The sequence below is a fragment of the Bordetella genomosp. 9 genome (genome assembly GCF_002261425.1).
Classification (GTDB): Bacteria; Pseudomonadota; Gammaproteobacteria; order Burkholderiales; family Burkholderiaceae_B; genus Bordetella_C.
Window position 1 is genome coordinate 3,623,065 of sequence record NZ_NEVJ01000003.1, and the last position, 14,795, is coordinate 3,637,859.

The 14,795-nt window shown below is 67.2% G+C and carries 16 protein-coding genes and 1 tRNA gene; 4 read left to right on the forward strand and 13 right to left on the reverse strand.

Annotated elements, in window-relative coordinates; all coding sequences use genetic code 11:
- Window positions 1-7: 7 nt before the first annotated feature.
- Genes CAL26_RS27560 through CAL26_RS27570 form a run of 3 tightly spaced genes read right to left on the reverse strand, consistent with a single transcriptional unit; the run spans window position 8 to window position 3,252 of the window.
- Complete coding sequence (locus CAL26_RS27560; RefSeq protein ID WP_094849750.1) at window positions 8-1,369, reverse strand: GTPase/DUF3482 domain-containing protein; 1,362 nt, start codon at window positions 1,367-1,369, stop codon at window positions 8-10.
- Window positions 1,362-2,873 (reverse strand): DUF2868 domain-containing protein, encoded by a 1,512-nt coding sequence (locus CAL26_RS27565; protein WP_094849751.1) that lies wholly within the window; start codon window positions 2,871-2,873, stop codon window positions 1,362-1,364. Before CAL26_RS27565 ends, CAL26_RS27560 begins: the two co-directional genes overlap by 8 nt.
- 1 nt (window position 2,874) lies before the next feature.
- Entirely contained in the window at window positions 2,875-3,252 is a 378-nt protein-coding gene (locus CAL26_RS27570; protein WP_094849752.1) for a YkvA family protein, read from the reverse strand.
- A gap of 596 nt (window positions 3,253-3,848) precedes the next feature.
- Between CAL26_RS27570 and CAL26_RS27575 the strand changes: the two genes are divergently transcribed.
- Entirely contained in the window at window positions 3,849-4,163 is a 315-nt protein-coding gene (locus CAL26_RS27575) for a hypothetical protein (RefSeq protein ID WP_094849753.1), read from the forward strand.
- A 293-nt stretch (window positions 4,164-4,456) separates the two neighbouring features.
- The gene (locus CAL26_RS27580; protein ID WP_143277512.1) at window positions 4,457-5,704 is read left to right on the forward strand and encodes a hypothetical protein; all 1,248 of its coding nucleotides are present in this window, start codon (window positions 4,457-4,459) and stop codon (window positions 5,702-5,704) included.
- On the opposite strand, the gene CAL26_RS27585 is transcribed toward CAL26_RS27580, so the two are convergent.
- The 6 genes from CAL26_RS27585 to petA form a co-directional block, all read right to left on the reverse strand.
- A tRNA-Thr gene (locus CAL26_RS27585) sits at window positions 5,692-5,767 on the reverse strand. The two genes, CAL26_RS27580 and CAL26_RS27585, sit on opposite strands and share 13 nt — an antisense overlap.
- Window positions 5,768-5,858: 91 nt before the next feature.
- On the reverse strand, window positions 5,859-6,320 hold the full coding sequence (locus CAL26_RS27590) for a ClpXP protease specificity-enhancing factor (protein WP_094849755.1): 462 nt from the start codon (window positions 6,318-6,320) through the stop codon (window positions 5,859-5,861).
- A 10-nt stretch (window positions 6,321-6,330) separates the two neighbouring features.
- A complete protein-coding gene (locus CAL26_RS27595; RefSeq protein WP_066342981.1) occupies window positions 6,331-6,942 on the reverse strand; it encodes a glutathione S-transferase N-terminal domain-containing protein in 612 nt (203 codons plus the stop codon).
- A gap of 125 nt (window positions 6,943-7,067) precedes the next feature.
- Window positions 7,068-7,922 (reverse strand): cytochrome c1, encoded by an 855-nt coding sequence (locus tag CAL26_RS27600; RefSeq protein ID WP_094849756.1) that lies wholly within the window; start codon window positions 7,920-7,922, stop codon window positions 7,068-7,070.
- 19 nt (window positions 7,923-7,941) lie between these two features.
- Window positions 7,942-9,330, reverse strand: a complete 1,389-nt coding sequence (locus CAL26_RS27605; RefSeq protein ID WP_094849757.1) for a cytochrome b — start codon at window positions 9,328-9,330, stop codon at window positions 7,942-7,944.
- Between the two features lie 61 nt (window positions 9,331-9,391).
- The gene (gene petA, locus CAL26_RS27610) at window positions 9,392-10,012 is read right to left on the reverse strand and encodes a ubiquinol-cytochrome c reductase iron-sulfur subunit (protein ID WP_094849758.1); all 621 of its coding nucleotides are present in this window, start codon (window positions 10,010-10,012) and stop codon (window positions 9,392-9,394) included.
- Between the two features lie 234 nt (window positions 10,013-10,246).
- Here petA and mscL point away from each other — a divergent pair, with 234 nt between their 5' ends.
- Window positions 10,247-10,705, forward strand: coding sequence for a large conductance mechanosensitive channel protein MscL (gene mscL, locus CAL26_RS27615; protein ID WP_094849759.1), 459 nt, complete (start codon window positions 10,247-10,249; stop codon window positions 10,703-10,705).
- A gap of 61 nt (window positions 10,706-10,766) precedes the next feature.
- Here the strand turns inward: mscL and CAL26_RS27620 are convergent, their stop codons facing one another.
- A complete protein-coding gene (locus tag CAL26_RS27620) occupies window positions 10,767-11,543 on the reverse strand; it encodes a Nif3-like dinuclear metal center hexameric protein (RefSeq protein ID WP_094849760.1) in 777 nt (258 codons plus the stop codon).
- A 20-nt stretch (window positions 11,544-11,563) separates the two neighbouring features.
- On the opposite strand from CAL26_RS27620, the gene CAL26_RS27625 reads away from it, so the two are divergent.
- Window positions 11,564-12,742, forward strand: coding sequence for a S1C family serine protease (locus tag CAL26_RS27625; protein ID WP_094849761.1), 1,179 nt, complete (start codon window positions 11,564-11,566; stop codon window positions 12,740-12,742).
- On the opposite strand, the gene CAL26_RS27630 is transcribed toward CAL26_RS27625, so the two are convergent.
- The 3 genes from CAL26_RS27630 to tatB all read right to left on the reverse strand — a co-directional run bounded on the left by CAL26_RS27630 (window position 12,708) and on the right by tatB (window position 14,696).
- Window positions 12,708-13,127 carry a helix-turn-helix domain-containing protein gene (locus CAL26_RS27630; RefSeq protein WP_094849762.1) on the reverse strand — a complete coding sequence of 140 codons (420 nt, stop codon included), beginning with the start codon at window positions 13,125-13,127 and terminating at the stop codon, window positions 12,708-12,710. The two genes, CAL26_RS27625 and CAL26_RS27630, sit on opposite strands and share 35 nt — an antisense overlap.
- 64 nt (window positions 13,128-13,191) lie before the next feature.
- On the reverse strand, window positions 13,192-13,959 hold the full coding sequence (tatC, locus tag CAL26_RS27635; RefSeq protein ID WP_373454529.1) for a twin-arginine translocase subunit TatC: 768 nt from the start codon (window positions 13,957-13,959) through the stop codon (window positions 13,192-13,194).
- Between the two features lie 44 nt (window positions 13,960-14,003).
- The gene (gene tatB / locus CAL26_RS27640) at window positions 14,004-14,696 is read right to left on the reverse strand and encodes a Sec-independent protein translocase protein TatB (protein WP_094849764.1); all 693 of its coding nucleotides are present in this window, start codon (window positions 14,694-14,696) and stop codon (window positions 14,004-14,006) included.
- Window positions 14,697-14,795: the final 99 nt, after the last annotated feature.

The following is a 14,795-nucleotide window of genomic DNA, read 5'->3' on the forward strand; positions in this document are numbered from 1 at the left end:
CGCGCGGTCAGTCCAGGCGTTGCGCCAGCGCGCCGACCACGGCCGCGCGGCGCGCGCTGTCCTGGAAACCCTTGGCGATGCCGCACCATTCGGGGCGGCTGCGCGCTTCCTTGATTTCGTCGGGCAGCGCAGCGTCGCGCCAGGGGTCCTGTTCGGTGCCGGCCAGCCGCACGGGATCGCGCGCGGCGTGGCCGCGCCGTTCCAGGGCGCGCAGCAGCGCGCGCTGCCGCACGGCCAGCAGGCGCAGCACCGCATCGTCGACGCTGAGTTCGCGTTCGCCGCGCAGCCTGCCGCCCAGCCGCTTGCCGAAACGCTCGATGCCTTGCCACATGCCGCCGGCGGCGGCGCCGATCAGCGCCGCCGTGCCCAGGCTGAGCCCGGCCAGCATCAGGTCGACGGCGGCGCCCGCCATCGCGCCGGTCGCCATGCCGATGCCGACCTCGACGCCGGCATCCTGCAGCGCGCGCGGATGGAACAGGTCCATGCCCCAGCGCTGGCCATCCAGCGGCAGCAGATCGCGCGCATAGTCGTCGGCGCGAAAGTTGTACAAGGCCAGCAGGGCATCGACGCAGGCCTGTTCGCGTTGCCGCGCGGTATCGCGCAGGCTGCGCGTGGCCGCTTCCACCGCCGCGTCGCCGGATCCGCAGGTCAGGCGCAGCGACGCGACGTCGACCAGTAATTCGGCGATCAGGCGCAAGGCCGCGGCATGGCGCTCGCGGCGTTCGCGCGCCAGCGTATCGGACAGGCCGTGCAATACATCCGCATGCCGATCGAGCAGCACCGCCAGGCGATCGTAAAGCTGCTGTTCGCCATCCAGCGGCGGCGCGACGGTGTCGAACTCCAGCAAGGCGTGCAGGCCCAGGCGCGCCATGGCGTCGCGCCATTGCGCCGCCCGATGCGCGGGCGCATGCACGAAGTTCAGCACCGGCAGCAAGGGCCGGCCGCAGGCGGCCAGCAGCGCCAATTCATCGCGATGCTTGCCCAGCACCGGATCGCGGGCGTCGATGACGTACAGCGCGGCGTCGCATTCCAGCATCTTTTCCAGCACGCGCGCTTCCTGTTCGAAGCGGCGATGCGCTTCCGGCGAGTCCAGGAACAGCCGTATGCGGTCGGGGCCGTCCAACCGGCGATCGCCGCAAAGGTGCTCGATGTATTCGAGCAGCGCGATGCTGTCTTCCATGCCGGGCGTATCGAACCACGCCAGCACCGCGCGGCCATCCAGCCGCAGCCGGGCGCCCTGCACCTGCCGCGTGGTGCCGGGACTGTCGGCGACGTCGCCGAAGCCCGGGTCGCGCGTCAAGGTACGCAGCAGCGAGGTCTTGCCGGTATTGGTGTGGCCGACGACGGCGATCTGCAACAGGTCAGCCATCCTCGCCTCCGAGCCAGTGCAGGGGCCGGTCGGCGTCGCGCATGATGGCGTCGGCGGACATGCCGGCTTCCAGCAGGCGCGCGCGCCACGTGGCGCCGCGGTCCGCCGGGGTGTCGGCGGCGCCGGGCGACCGCGGGGCCGCCATCAGCCAGATGCGCGTCTCACCCGCTTTGCCGGCGAGTTCCGCGATCAACGCCAGCGTGCCGCGGTCGGGCGTCTGCCGCGCGTCGCAGGCCAGCAGCAGCCGGCGCGCGGGCGCCTGCGTCATGGCGTCCAGCAGCGCGTGCCGTTGCTCGCGGCTATCCAGGTTGCCCGCAACACGCACCGGGTCCGGCAGGTCGGCCGGCGGCCACGGGCTGTCCTCCGGCAGCTCCAGCCCGGCCAGGACGTCGCGTCCGCCGGTGGCCGGCAAGGGCGCGGCGGCGATGCGGCGCGCCGGGATCACGGCCTGGCCGTCCACGGGTGACGGGCCTTCCCGGTCCAGCGTCTCGGCGGGCGGTTGCAGCCGGCCGCGCAGCGCGGCGTAGCCCGGCAGCGTCATATCGACACGCAGGCGGCGCGCGGCGGCCCGCAGGCGCAGCACGCTGACCAGCCAGGCGATGAGCCGCGGCAGGATGCCATAGACGGCCAGCAAGCCGACCAGCCACCAGGCCCATTGCGCCTGCGCCGCCGCCGGCAGCACGTGGGTGCCATCGCTCAGGCGGACGATGTCGGCATCCGGCAGCGCGAATCCCAGCTGGGCCGGCAACCAGCCCAAGGCCCGGGTCAGGTCGACGAAGGTGTCCGGCGCCAGCAGCGTGGTGGCCCAGGCGAAGCGATAGCGCGCGGTCGACAATACGGCCAGGGCGGTGGCCAGGGCCGCGGTCAGGCCGGCCAGCCAGAGCAGATGGCTGATCGCGCCGAACAGCCAGCGCGTCGCCCCGGCGCGCGCCATCAGGGCCATCAAGGCCTGTGGCGGCAGGGCCGCGTCCGGGCCGCGGGCCACTTTACGGGTCAGCCAGAGCCAGGCGCGTCCCAGTCCGCCGCCGGGTGTGGCATGCACGGCGAATGCGCCCAGCCACAACAGGAAAGTGAGCGCATGCAAGCCCAGCAAGGCCGCCGCCGCCCAGATGATGTTGACGACGCGCGTGCCGTCGCCCAGTGCGCTCCATGCCGTGGCCGCGCCGGTCAGCAATGCCAGCACGAGCAGCACGACGGCGGCGATGCCCGCCCCGCGCCGCCATGCGGCAATGCGCGCGTCCAGCTGTTCGCGGCGGGCGATCAGGCGCGCGCGGAGCAGCACGCGTTGTTCGATGGCGCCGTCGGCGCGGCGCGCCTGGCGCACCGGGTCCTGGTCTTCCAGCGGACCCCAATGCTCTTCGCGCAGGCGTACGGTTTCGGCCACCCACAGATCGGTGAACGTGGGCGCGGACTGCGTGGGCCGATCCTGGCCGGACGTGTTCAGTCCCGGCGGATGGACTCCCGGCGGATGGCGATACCCGGCGCGCGACTCTGGCGCCGCCATATCACTCCCGCGGCGCACCGCTCGCCGGGTCGGCGTCGCCGAACCATTGCCGCAGGCGAGCGTCCGCTTGCCGTTTGACGTCGTCGGTGATGTACACGGCGACCGTCGCCAGCGCCGCCGCCATGACGGCCAGGTCGTCCGTGTAGCCGGCCAGCGGCGCCAGATCGGGGATGGCGTCCAGCGGCAGGACGAAATAGCCCAGCGCGCCGTAGATCACCCTTTTTGCCCATTTGGGCGTGCCGGGGGCCTGCAGCGCATAGAACAGCCAAAGGGCTTTTTCCACGGCCTGGCGGCCGGCTCCCTTGGCGTGGCGTGTCAGCTTGCGCCAGAAGCGGGGCGGCGTATAGGCGGATTCGTAAGCGGGCTGCATGTCCACCATGATGTCCTCGGCAAGACGCCGCGGCGCTCCAGGGCGCCACGCGCGGGCCTTCGATTGTAGCCGTCCGCGCTGGCGCGGCCCCCGCGCGCGGGCCTCGCCATAAGATTTGCCGAAGATATTGATTTTTGCCTGAAGATGGCGCATAATTCGAAAGTTGTCGCGAATCGCCGGCTGGATCTCACACCAGTCAAACCCCGGGCAAACCAGAAATAGTACAGCCCCAGGCATTCCGACAGGCAAACCTGAACGGTTGGTACCGCACGGCGGTGGCTCGATTATCGAAGTCCCGCTGGCGCGATCATGCCGCTCGCGCAAACCCACCCCAGCTCGTGTCGTGGCAAGACAGCCACGCCGGTTCGCGCGCCGGGCCCGCTTCTTGCTCCCGGCGACCGCCTCGGTGTCCTCAGCCATCAGGCTGACGTCACCTGAACCAAACGCAGCAATGATTCGGTCATCACATTGGGCCACGATGTCGCTATTGCGAGATCGTACCCATGACCGGCTCAACGCCGCGTGCAGCTCATGCCATTCCAGGGCCGCAAGCCCGGGCGGCTCCGTCCTTGGAGGCATGCTTTTAGTTTTGGAAAATAATCAAAATGACGATTTCTACTCAACCTACTCTTCTGCCTCGCGCCGATCGTGCGCTGGACGGCACTCCCATCCATGTCGGCGACATCGTGCACCTGCGCCTCGCCGACGGTCCCGTCGTGAAGGCGCGCGTCATCTATAACGCGCCCCTCAACGGCGACACGACGTACACCACCGACTTGGTGACGCGCCGGGCGGAAAACGGCCGCACGCTGAAGCTGCGTTTCCGTTTCCGCCACGAACATGTGCATGACGTCGAACCCGTCTGCGGCAAGATCCGCGCGTCGGCCCCCCGGGCCGCGCTGCAAGCTTCCGCGCGATAACATGATGTCCTCCCGCTGCGCGCCGAACGCCCTCGCGCGCAGCGCCGCATAGCGTCTATGCGGTTTGTCGACCGGTCGCTCGATCGGTCCGGCTGTTTGTCCGTCTATCGGTTTGTCTGTTGGTCCGTTAATCCCCGCCCCCAGGAACCGCCCCCACGGCGTCGAGACCGAAGGAACTTGCGCGCGTGGTCCAGGCTGCCGCCGCGCCCTGAATCGTCCGATTCCCCGTGGCGCCGCACGGATACCGCCTTGGCACCGTGACGCCGCGTCCATCAAGACCAGGAGACGCGCACATGCTTCCCGGGCAGGCACATAGACCTTCTTCCACACCTGTCGCAGCCCCGGCGCCGGCCGCGGATCGCAATGTCGGGGTCACCGAAGGCGGACATACCTTCGTTGCCCAGGCCGCGCTCGCGCCGGATGGGTGCGCCGCCGCGCCGCATTCACGCGCCCGCGCGACGCTGGCACGCCGCGACGGCTGGAGCCCCTTTGCATTTGGCCGGCGCCTGCGTGGCCAGCAGGCCGCGCGTGGCGTGGTGCGCCACGCGGCGGGTTTGGGTGCTACCACGCCGGGCGCTACCACGCCAGCGGTGTCGCACGGCGATGCGCCATCTCCGGGATCGGGCGATGCGCCCGCGCCCCGTATGCCGCGCAGGGAGATCCGCCGGGACGCCCAGAAGGAAGCCGCATCGCTGCGCTTCGTTCCGCTGACGCAGGGCGCGCAGCTTCCGTCTTCGGCCTTCCCGCATGGGCGCGCCGGCCATGGCCCGATGATTGCCGCGGTGGCCCGGCACGACCCCCGCGCCGGGCCGTCCGTGGCTTCGTGGCCGCGGCGCCTGCTCTCCACGGTGAAATACCGCATCCGCTACTGGACCGCGCCGGGCGAACATCGCAAGGCATTGCGCATGGCCTATACGCGCGAAAAAGTCGTCGGCGCCACCTATGTGTTCCTCAACGCCATGCTTTCCGACGAGCCGCCAGACCGGCATTTTCTGGAACTGGAAAGACAGGTGCGGCGCCTGGACGGCCGCATGGGCGTGCATCCCGACATCAGCGAGGAAAGCGCGCGCGTGCTGCGCGACGCCGCTGAACGCACGGCCGCCACCCGCCGCAACGTCCGCGGCCGGATGCTGGCGCTGCAGCGCGAAGCATTGCTGCCCGCCGCGGCGGGATGGGTCGAGTACCGCCGCGCCGATGCCATCCTGCTGGCGCTGGAATCGCGCATCGTGATCGCCATTGCCCTGTATGGCGACGCCCTGCGCTGCATCGCCGCCATCGACGTCGACAACGACGCGGTCTGCGACGCCATCGGCGGCATCGTCGAAACCGTGCTCGCCAGGGAAGCGCAAACCGTCTGCCTGCAGCGCAGGCAATGGTTGCGATCGGCCGTCGACCGGCTACCCCAGCGCACGCTGGTGCGGCTGCAAACCGTGCTGTCCGGGCATGCCTGCGGCGGGGCCTACCAGGACTTCCGGGATGATCTGATGCAGTTCGTCGAAGCCAGGACGAGCGATTGTCGTCCAGTGGCTGGTGCCGGCTAGAGGAATCGAACCCCCGACCTTCGCATTACAAGTGCGCTGCTCTACCAACTGAGCTAAGCCGGCCCTGCGTCATGCCGTGGCGGTGCATGGCATGGCGCGAAGACGTGCATTGTATACGTGGCGCCAGGCGCCGTCAGAGCGCGCCGGCGCCCGCTTATTTGACGATGGTCAGATGCGGCCGGGGCGGCGGGGTATCGTCGTCCTTGCCGTCGGATTTGTCGCCCTGCGCGCCTTGCGCCGCGGCGCCTTCGATGGTGTCCGGACTGCCTTCGCGGCCAGGGCGTGGCGTGGCCGTGTCGTCGTCGTCCTGTACTTCGAACCCCATGCCGGCGCCGGTTTCGCGCGCATAGATGGCGCTGACCGCGCCCACCGGTACGGACACCATTTCGACCACGCCGTTGAACCGGGCCTGGAATTCGATGTACTCGTTGCCCAGCAACAGCTTGTTCGTCGCCAGGTTGCCGATGTTCAGCGTGATCTGCCCGTCCCGCACATGGGCGGGCGGCACCATGGTGCGGTCGTTGACCTGCACCACGACGTAGGGCGTGTAGCCGTTATCCGTGCACCACTCGTGCAGTGCGCGGATCAGATACGGTTTGGTCGATGATTCACCCATTGATGCCATCCTAGCGACGCATCACCTTCTCGGAAGGCGTGAGCGCTTCGATATAGGCCGGGCGCGAGAAGATGCGTTCCGCGTACTTCTGCAGCGGCGCGGCATTCTTCGGCAGCTCGATGCCGTAATGGTCCAGGCGCCACAGCAGGGGCGCGACGGCGACGTCCAGCATGGAGAACTCGTCGCCCAGCATGTACTTGTTCTTCAGCAGCATCGGCGCGAGCTGGGCCAGGCGATCGCGGATGTTCTGGCGGGCACGGTCCAGGCGCTTTTCGTCGGGCTTGGCGTTGCGGTCTTCCAGCACCGACACGTGGACGAACAGTTCCTTTTCGAAGTTGTACAGGAACAGGCGGGTACGCGCGCGCATCACCGGATCGGCGGGCATCAGCTGCGGATGCGGGAAGCGTTCGTCGATGTATTCGTTGATGATGTTCGACTCGTACAGCACCAGGTCGCGTTCGACCAGGATAGGCACCTGGCCGTAGGGGTTCATGACCGAAATGTCTTCCGGCTTGTTGTACAGGTCGATGTCCCGGATTTCAAAGTCCATGCCCTTTTCGAACAATACAAAACGGCAGCGCTGCGAAAACGGGCACGTGGTTCCGGAATAAAGCACCATCATGGCGGTAAGTCCTTGTATGAAAAGCGAAAGGCCAGCGCCGCCAATCTAGCAGGCGCTGGCCCCAATTGCCAGGGGGGGCGTCATGCCGGGGCATGCGCGGCCCGGCCCCTGTGGGGTTGTGCCGATTACCTCACGTGTTTCCAATAGGAAGCGTTCAGCCGCAGCGCCACGACCAGGAACAGGCCCAGGAAGAGCAGGACCCAGACGCCGAGTTCCTTGCGGAACTGGGCCACGGGTTCGGACATCCAGCCCAGGAAGGCGGTCAGGTCGGCGACGTCGTTGTCGAACTGTGCGGATTGCGCAGCGTTCGCAGCCTTGAAGGTGGCCGTGAAGCTTTCACCGCCGTGATAGCTCGCGACTTCATCCTTCTTGACCGTCGCATAGCCCTGGGGGTCGTACACGGTGGTAACGCGTTCCCAGCCGCCTTCCTCGCCCTTGCCTTCGGCACGGTGCATGGCGACGGTGGTCAGCTCGCGCGGACCCTGGCGTTCCCAGAGGACGTGAGGCATGCCCACATTGGGAAATACCAGGTTGTTCCAGCCCGTGGGCCGGCTTGTGTCGCGGTAGAACGAACGCAGGTAGGTGTAAATGTAGTCGATTCCGGGAGCGCCTGCAGTCTGGGACTTGGCACGGGCGATCACGGACAGGTCCGGCGGGGTCACGCCGAACCACTTCTTGGCGTCCTTGGGCGACATGGCGATGGTCATCAGGTCGCCTACTTTCTGGCCGGTGAACAGCAGGTTCTTCTTGATCTGCTCATCGGTCAGGCCGATGTCTGTCAACTTGTTGTACCGCATCGACCCGGCGGCATGGCAGTTCAGGCAATAGTTGACGAACAGCTTGGCGCCATTCTGCAGCGAAGCCACGTCGTTGACGCGGTTCGGCGCGGTTTCCAGGGGGTATCCGCCTTCCGAGGCCAAGGCGGTGGCGCACGTGAGCATCAACGCCACGGCACCCATCAGCTTCTTGATCATGGTCATTCCGTTATCTGTGCGGGGCTCAATGGGCGTGAAAGACGACGCGGTCGGGCACGGGCTTGAAACTGCCCAGCCGGCTCCATACGGGCATCAGGAAGAAGAATGCCAGGTAATAGAGCGTACCGATCTGCGAGGTCAGGTTCAGCGCCGGCGTGGGCGCCTGCGTGCCGACGTAGCCCAGGATCAGGAAGTCGACCATGAAGATGCCGTAGACCACCTTGTGCCAGCCCGGCCGGTAACGGATGGACTTGACCGGAGACTGGTCCAGCCACGGCAGGAAGAACAGGATCACCACCGTGCCGCCCATGGTCACCACGCCCCAGAACTTGGCGTCCAGCACGCGCAGCAGCACGGCCACGATGACCAGGATGACCGGCAGCACGATGCGGGCGATGCCGCGGCCGCGGCCCTTCAGGAATAGCGCCAGGGCGCCCAGCACCGCGGCGCCGGACAGCACCCAGGTGAAGTCGTCGGTGGTGGCCCGCAGCATGGAGTAGAACGGCGTGAAGTACCAGACCGGCGCGATGTGCGGCGGCGTCTTCAGCGAATCCGCGGGGATGAAGTTGTTGTACTCCAGGAAGAACCCGCCCATCTCGGGACCGAAGAACACGATGGCCGCGAAGACGATCAGGAAGCCAGCCACCCCGACGACGTCATGCACCGTGTAGTACGGGTGGAAAGGCACGCCGTCCAGCGGGCGGCCGTAGCGGTCTTTCGGGCCCTTCTTGATTTCCACGCCGTCCGGGTTGTTGGAGCCGACTTCGTGCAGCGCCACCAGGTGCGCCGCGACCAGCCCGATCAGGACCAGCGGGATCGCGATCACGTGGAAGGCGAAGAAGCGGTTCAGGGTGGCGTCGGACACCACGTAGTCGCCGCGGATCCAGATCGCCAGGTCAGGCCCGATGAACGGAATGGCGGAGAAAAGGTTCACGATGACCTGCGCGCCCCAGTACGACATCTGGCCCCAGGGCAGCAGATAGCCGAAGAAGGCTTCGCCCATCAGACAGAGGAAGATCGCCACGCCGAAGATCCACACCAGTTCGCGCGGCTTGCGATAGGACCCGTAGAGCAGCCCCCGCAGCATGTGCAGGTAGACCACCACGAAGAACATCGAGGCGCCGGTCGAGTGCATGTAGCGGATCAGCCAGCCGCCGGGCACTTCCCGCATGATGTATTCCACCGACTGGAACGCGCGTTCGGCGTCGGGCTTGTAGTGCATCACCAGGAAAATACCGGTCAGGATCTGCAGCACGAGCACCAGCAGGGCCAGCGATCCGAAGAAGTACCAGAAGTTGAAATTCTTGGGCGCGTAATACTCGGAGACGTGGGCTTTCCACGTTGCCGTAGCCGGAAAGCGCCGATCCACCCAACCCATGAAACCGGTCGATTCGACCGTCTTGTCGCCATCCATGAAGCAGCTCCTTTGCTAGTCGTGGCGTGTCTGTCTGATGCGTGCGCGCGGCGACGCCCTGTCAGGCCTTGTTGTCTTCATCAACCCCGACGATGATGCGGGTGTCCGATTGGTATTGGTATGGCGGCACTTCCAGGTTGTCGGGCGCGGGTACGTTCTTGAACACGCGGCCCGCCAGGTCGAAGCGGGAGCCATGGCAGGGGCAGAGGAAGCCGTCCACGCCCGGGGCGACATTATTCTGGCGATTGGGCGAGCATCCCAGATGGGTGCAGATGCCGACGCAGACGAACAGGTCTTCCTTGCGGGACCGGTAGCCGTTTTCGGCAAACTTGGGGGTATAGCCGGGCCGCTTGGAATCGGGATCGGCGAGCAGGCCGGGGTCTTTTTTGAGTTCTTCCAGCTGCTCGGGGGTGCGGCGCAGGATCCAGACAGGCTTGCCGCGCCATTCCACGGTCATCATCTGGCCGGGCTGCAGCTGGCTGATGTCCGCTTCGACCGGGGCGCCGGCGGCCCGGGCCTTGGCGGAGGGCGCGAACGTGCCCACGAACGGTACGGCGGTTGCTACACCGGCCACGCCACCCAGGGCACAGGCCGTAGTCACCCAAAATCGACGCGATGGGTCAGGGGGCAGGTTGACTGGTGCTGCGCCTTCGTCATCGTGATACATCGTAGTCTGACTCATCTTCCATCCTTGTTATGCCACTACTGCGGGTCTTGCCTGGGCCGTGTAGCGTCCCCCTCCAGGGGATGTGGAATAAGCAGTGGCCCTGTACCTGGCCTTGTTGCTCCCCGGCAAGCCGGGGTGTCTTGCTACCTCCGGCGGACCGGAGTGGTGATACTTGATGATACGTAACGTCTTCGCAACCGCGTATTATAGCCTTAGCCCAATCGGGGGCACATTCACAGAGGAGCGTGTATGAGTTTTCTGAAAGATTTCCGTGCCTTCGCCGTCAAGGGCAACGCCGTTGATCTTGCCGTCGGCGTAATCATCGGGGCGGCCTTCGGAAGAATCGTGGATTCTCTCGTGAAGGACATCGTGATGCCGATCATCAACTTCATCCTGGGAGGGGCGGTTGATTTTTCCAACAAGTTCATCGTGCTGTCGATGCCGCCGAACTACAACGGTCCGATGACGTATGCCGACCTGACCAAGGCCGGCGCCAATGTTTTCGCCTGGGGCAATTTCGTCACCATCGTCATCAACTTCGTCCTGCTGGCGTTCATCATCTTCTGGATGGTGAAGGCGGTGGCGCGTGCCCGCGCGAGCATGGAAACCAAGCACGAGCCCGCCGTGGCGGCCGCGGCGCCGGCCGACGTGCAGCTGCTGCAGGAAATACGCGACATCCTGAAACAGCAGCGCGGTCCGGTTGCCTGATCGCCGGCGGCCGGCCGGCCGGCGCCCGGTGCCGCGACGCGGCCGGACGCCGGCGACGGTTTCAGACAGGATTGTCTATATCGACGAAGTCCACCCGGATGCCGAAGCGGCTGGCGATGGCCTGGCCCAGCGCCTGGACGCCGTAGCGCTCCGTGGCGTGGTGGCCGGCGGCAAGGAAGGCGACGCCGGTTTCCCGCGCAAGGTGCACCGTCGGTTCGGAGATCTCACCCGTGATGTAGGCATCGGCGCCGGCGTCCGCGGCATCGGCCAGCATGCCCTGGGCGGCGCCCGTGCACCAGGCGACGCGGCGGATGGGGCGTGCCGGATCGCCGACGGCCTGCGGGTGGCGGCCCAGGCGCGCACCGACCTGCGCGGCCAGGTCGCCGAAGTTCGCGATGCCCGGCGCGCTGCCCAGCCAGACCAGGTTGTCCGGTCCGCAGGTGCGCGGCAGGCCATTCGCGTCGGCGTCCGGCGCCAGCCCCAGTACCCGCGCCAGCTGGGCGTTGTTGCCCAATTGCGGATGGGCGTCCAGCGGCAGGTGGAAGGCGAACAGATTCAGGTCATGCGCCAGGGCCAACGCCAGCCGCGTGCGGCGCGGCCCGCGTACGCGCGGGTCTTCGTTCTTCCAGAACCATCCGTGATGGACCAGCACGGTATCGGCGCCGCGTTCGATGGCGGCGCGCAACAAGGCCTCGGAGGCCGTGACCCCGGCGATAATATGGCGGATCGACGCCTTGCCTTCCACTTGCAGCCCGTTGGGACTGTAGTCGCGGAACCGGCCCGGCTGCAGGGTCTGGTCCAGCCAGGCGGCCAGTTCGCGGGAATCGATACTGTTCATTGCTTTACCCAAGAAAAATCATGCGTCGACTCTGGCTGATATTCGCCCAGGCCGTGACGGTCAGTCTTGCCATTCTATTCGTGGTCAGCACGCTGCGGCCCGACTGGCTGCGCCTGTCCGGACCCGATACGCGGCCGTCCTCCGCGCAGCGTCCGCAAGCCGGCGGCGACCGCGATACCGGACTGGCGGCCACGCCGCGCGCCGGCGATCTGACCTTCGCGCCGGCGGTGGTGCGGGCGGCCCCGGCCGTGGTGAACGTCTACACCGCCAAGCACGTCGACGTGCCCTTGATCCCCTTGCCCGACGACCCGGTCATCCGTGAGCTGCTGGGGCAACTGCCGGGGGTCAACCGCCGCCACGAATCGACCAGCCTGGGGTCCGGCGTGATCGTGCAGGACCGCTACGTACTGACCAACTACCACGTGGTCGAGGCCGCGGACGCCATCGAGATCGCGCTGGCCGACGGCCGCGAGGCGCGTGCCCAGGTGGTGGGCGCCGATCCCGAGACGGACCTGGCCGTGCTGAAGCTGCCCGACAGCATCGGCGCGGTGCCGGTGGCGACCTTGGGCAGCGACGCGCCCCTGAAAGTGGGCGATGTGGTGCTGGCCATCGGCAACCCCTTCGGCGTGGGCCAGACCACCACGCAGGGCATCGTATCGGCGCTCGGGCGCAGCAGCCTGGGCCTGAATACCTACGAGAACTTCATCCAGACCGACGCCGCGATCAACCCGGGCAATTCGGGCGGCGCGCTGATCGACCAGCATGGCAACGTGGTGGGCATCAACACGGCCATCTATTCGCAGTCCGGCGGATCGCTGGGCATAGGGTTCGCCGTTCCCATCGATACGGCGCGCTCGGTGATGGAAGAGATCATTCGTACCGGCTATGTCCGGCGCGGCTGGCTGGGCGTCGAGCCGCAGGACCTGACGCCGGACCTGGCGCGCGCCTTCAAGCTGACCAGTCCGCGCGGCGTGATCATCGCCGGCGTCATGCGCGACGGTCCGGCGGGCAAGGGGGGATTGCGCGTGGGCGACATCGTCCTGAGCATAGACGGCAACGATGTCCGCAATACGTCGTCGATGCTGGCCATGATCGCCCTGCTCCCGCCGGGCCAGGACGTCACCCTGGCGGTGCTGCGCGGCGGCCGGCAGCTGGATCTCAAGGTCACGATCGGCGTGCGTCCCCAGCGCCCCAGGTAGGACGGTCCGCCAGCAGGCGGACCAGGGCGACGACATGGCGCCGTTCGGTTTCCGAAAGCCTGGCCATCAGCATATGCAGTTCGGCGGCGTCGCCGCCGCATTCGGGGTGGTAATGATGCATGCCCGCACCGTCGCGCAGCCGCGGGCGGTCGGCCGCCGGCGCAAGGGCCAGGGGCGCCTGGTCGCCTTCGCTGAGCCAGACCATGGTGGTGTCCAGCGCACGGGCCAGGCGCGCGAGCGTGCCGAGGGCGGGCATGTAGCCCGTGTCGCGCGTCAGGATGCGATGGATGGAGGTTTGCGGTACGCCGGACAAGCGTGCCAGTTGCCGCTGGCTGCGGATCCCGCGCCAACGCATGAGGGTACGCAAGCGGTCAGCCATGGTCATCCGTGCAATGTACGATTGCAGTTCGGATGGCTCAAGGTGAATCGGTCCTGTTTCTGGCCCGTTTCTATTGGCGGGTCGTGGGCTGGCCCGGGTTGCGTTCCGCGATCGCGTTTTCGCTTTCGGGGTCGGCGGGGCTGTTCTTGGTGATCAGGCGTGCGCAGATCAGGCCCAGCTCGAACAGCAGGCACAGGGGCACGGCCAGCATGAACTGGCTGACCACGTCCGGCGGCGTGACCACCGCGGCGATGATGAAGGCGGCAACCACGACATAGCCGCGCGCGCTGCTGAGCTTCTTGACGTCGACAATGCCGGCCTTGACCAGCAGGACCACGGCGACAGGCACTTCGAACGTGACGCCGAAGGCCAGGAACATGGTCATCACGAAGCTGAGATAGGCTTCGATATCCGGCGCCGGCGTGATGGACTGCGGGGCGAAGGTGGTGATGAAGTGGAAGACCGTCCGGAACACGACGAAATAGCAGAACGCCATCCCGGCCAGGAACAGGAAGGTGCTGGAAATGATCAGCGGCAGCGCCAGACGCTTTTCGTGGCGGTACAGGCCGGGCGCGACGAAGGCCCAGGCCTGCCACAGCACCACGGGCAGCGCCAGGACGAACGCGGCCATCAGGGTGACCTTGACGGGCACCATGAAAGGCGTGATCACGCCGGTGGCGATCATGCGCGTGCCTTCGGGCAGGGCGCGCAACATGGGCTGCGCGAGCAGATCGTAGATCTTGGCGGCGCCGGGGAAAAAAAACAGGACGACGAAGATGACGCCGATGACGGCCACGGCACGCAGCAGCCGCGTGCGCAGCTCGACCAGGTGCGACATGAAGCTGTCTTCCTGCAGCTCTTCTTCTTGCGGTAGTTCCTGGCTCACGTTGTGCTACCGGTGGGCGATGTTGGGGACTTGGGCGCGCCGCCGGCGGCGGGCGTGCTGGATTCCTGCGGATGCGGCGCCGCGGCCGGCGCTGTCGCGACGGCGGGTGGCGTCGCCACAGGTGCCGTCGACGTGCTTGCCGGCGGCGGTGCGTCGGTGGCCGCGGCGGCGGCTGCATCGCTTGGCGTGGCGACGGCCGCAGCCGGTGTCGCGGGCGACGGGACCGCTGGCGGGGCGGCCGACGGGGTGACCGGCAGGCCGGCGACCGGCGTCGTGCCGGCGTGGTCCGGCAAGGCGGCAGGCGATTCGGCCGGCGTTCCGGTCGGCGTTTCGGTCGGCGATGCGGCCGCGGCGGCCCCGGGCTGCATGGACACGGCGCTGGTGGCGGCCTTGGCGGCTTCGTCCAGTTCCTGGCGCAGGGCCTGGGCCGGTTCGCGCAGCGACGATTCGGCATCGCGCAGGGAGGTATGCACCGACTGCGCGGCGGTTTCCATGTCGGTCTTGAACTTGCGCAGTTCGTCCAGCTCGATCTCGCGCCGGATATCGCTTTTCACGTCGTTGACGTAACGCTGCGCGCGGCCCAGCAGATGTCCTACCGTGCGTGCGACCTTGGGAAGGCGTTCCGGTCCGATGACGATCAGCGCAATCACGCCGATCACCATCAGTTCTGAGAAACTGACATCAAACATACGACGGCCATGAAAAAGAGAGGAGGCCTCTTGCGTCCGCCAACGGCACGCTGGCGCAAGACGGGCGTCGGACACGGCGGCGGATGGTCGAGCATCCAG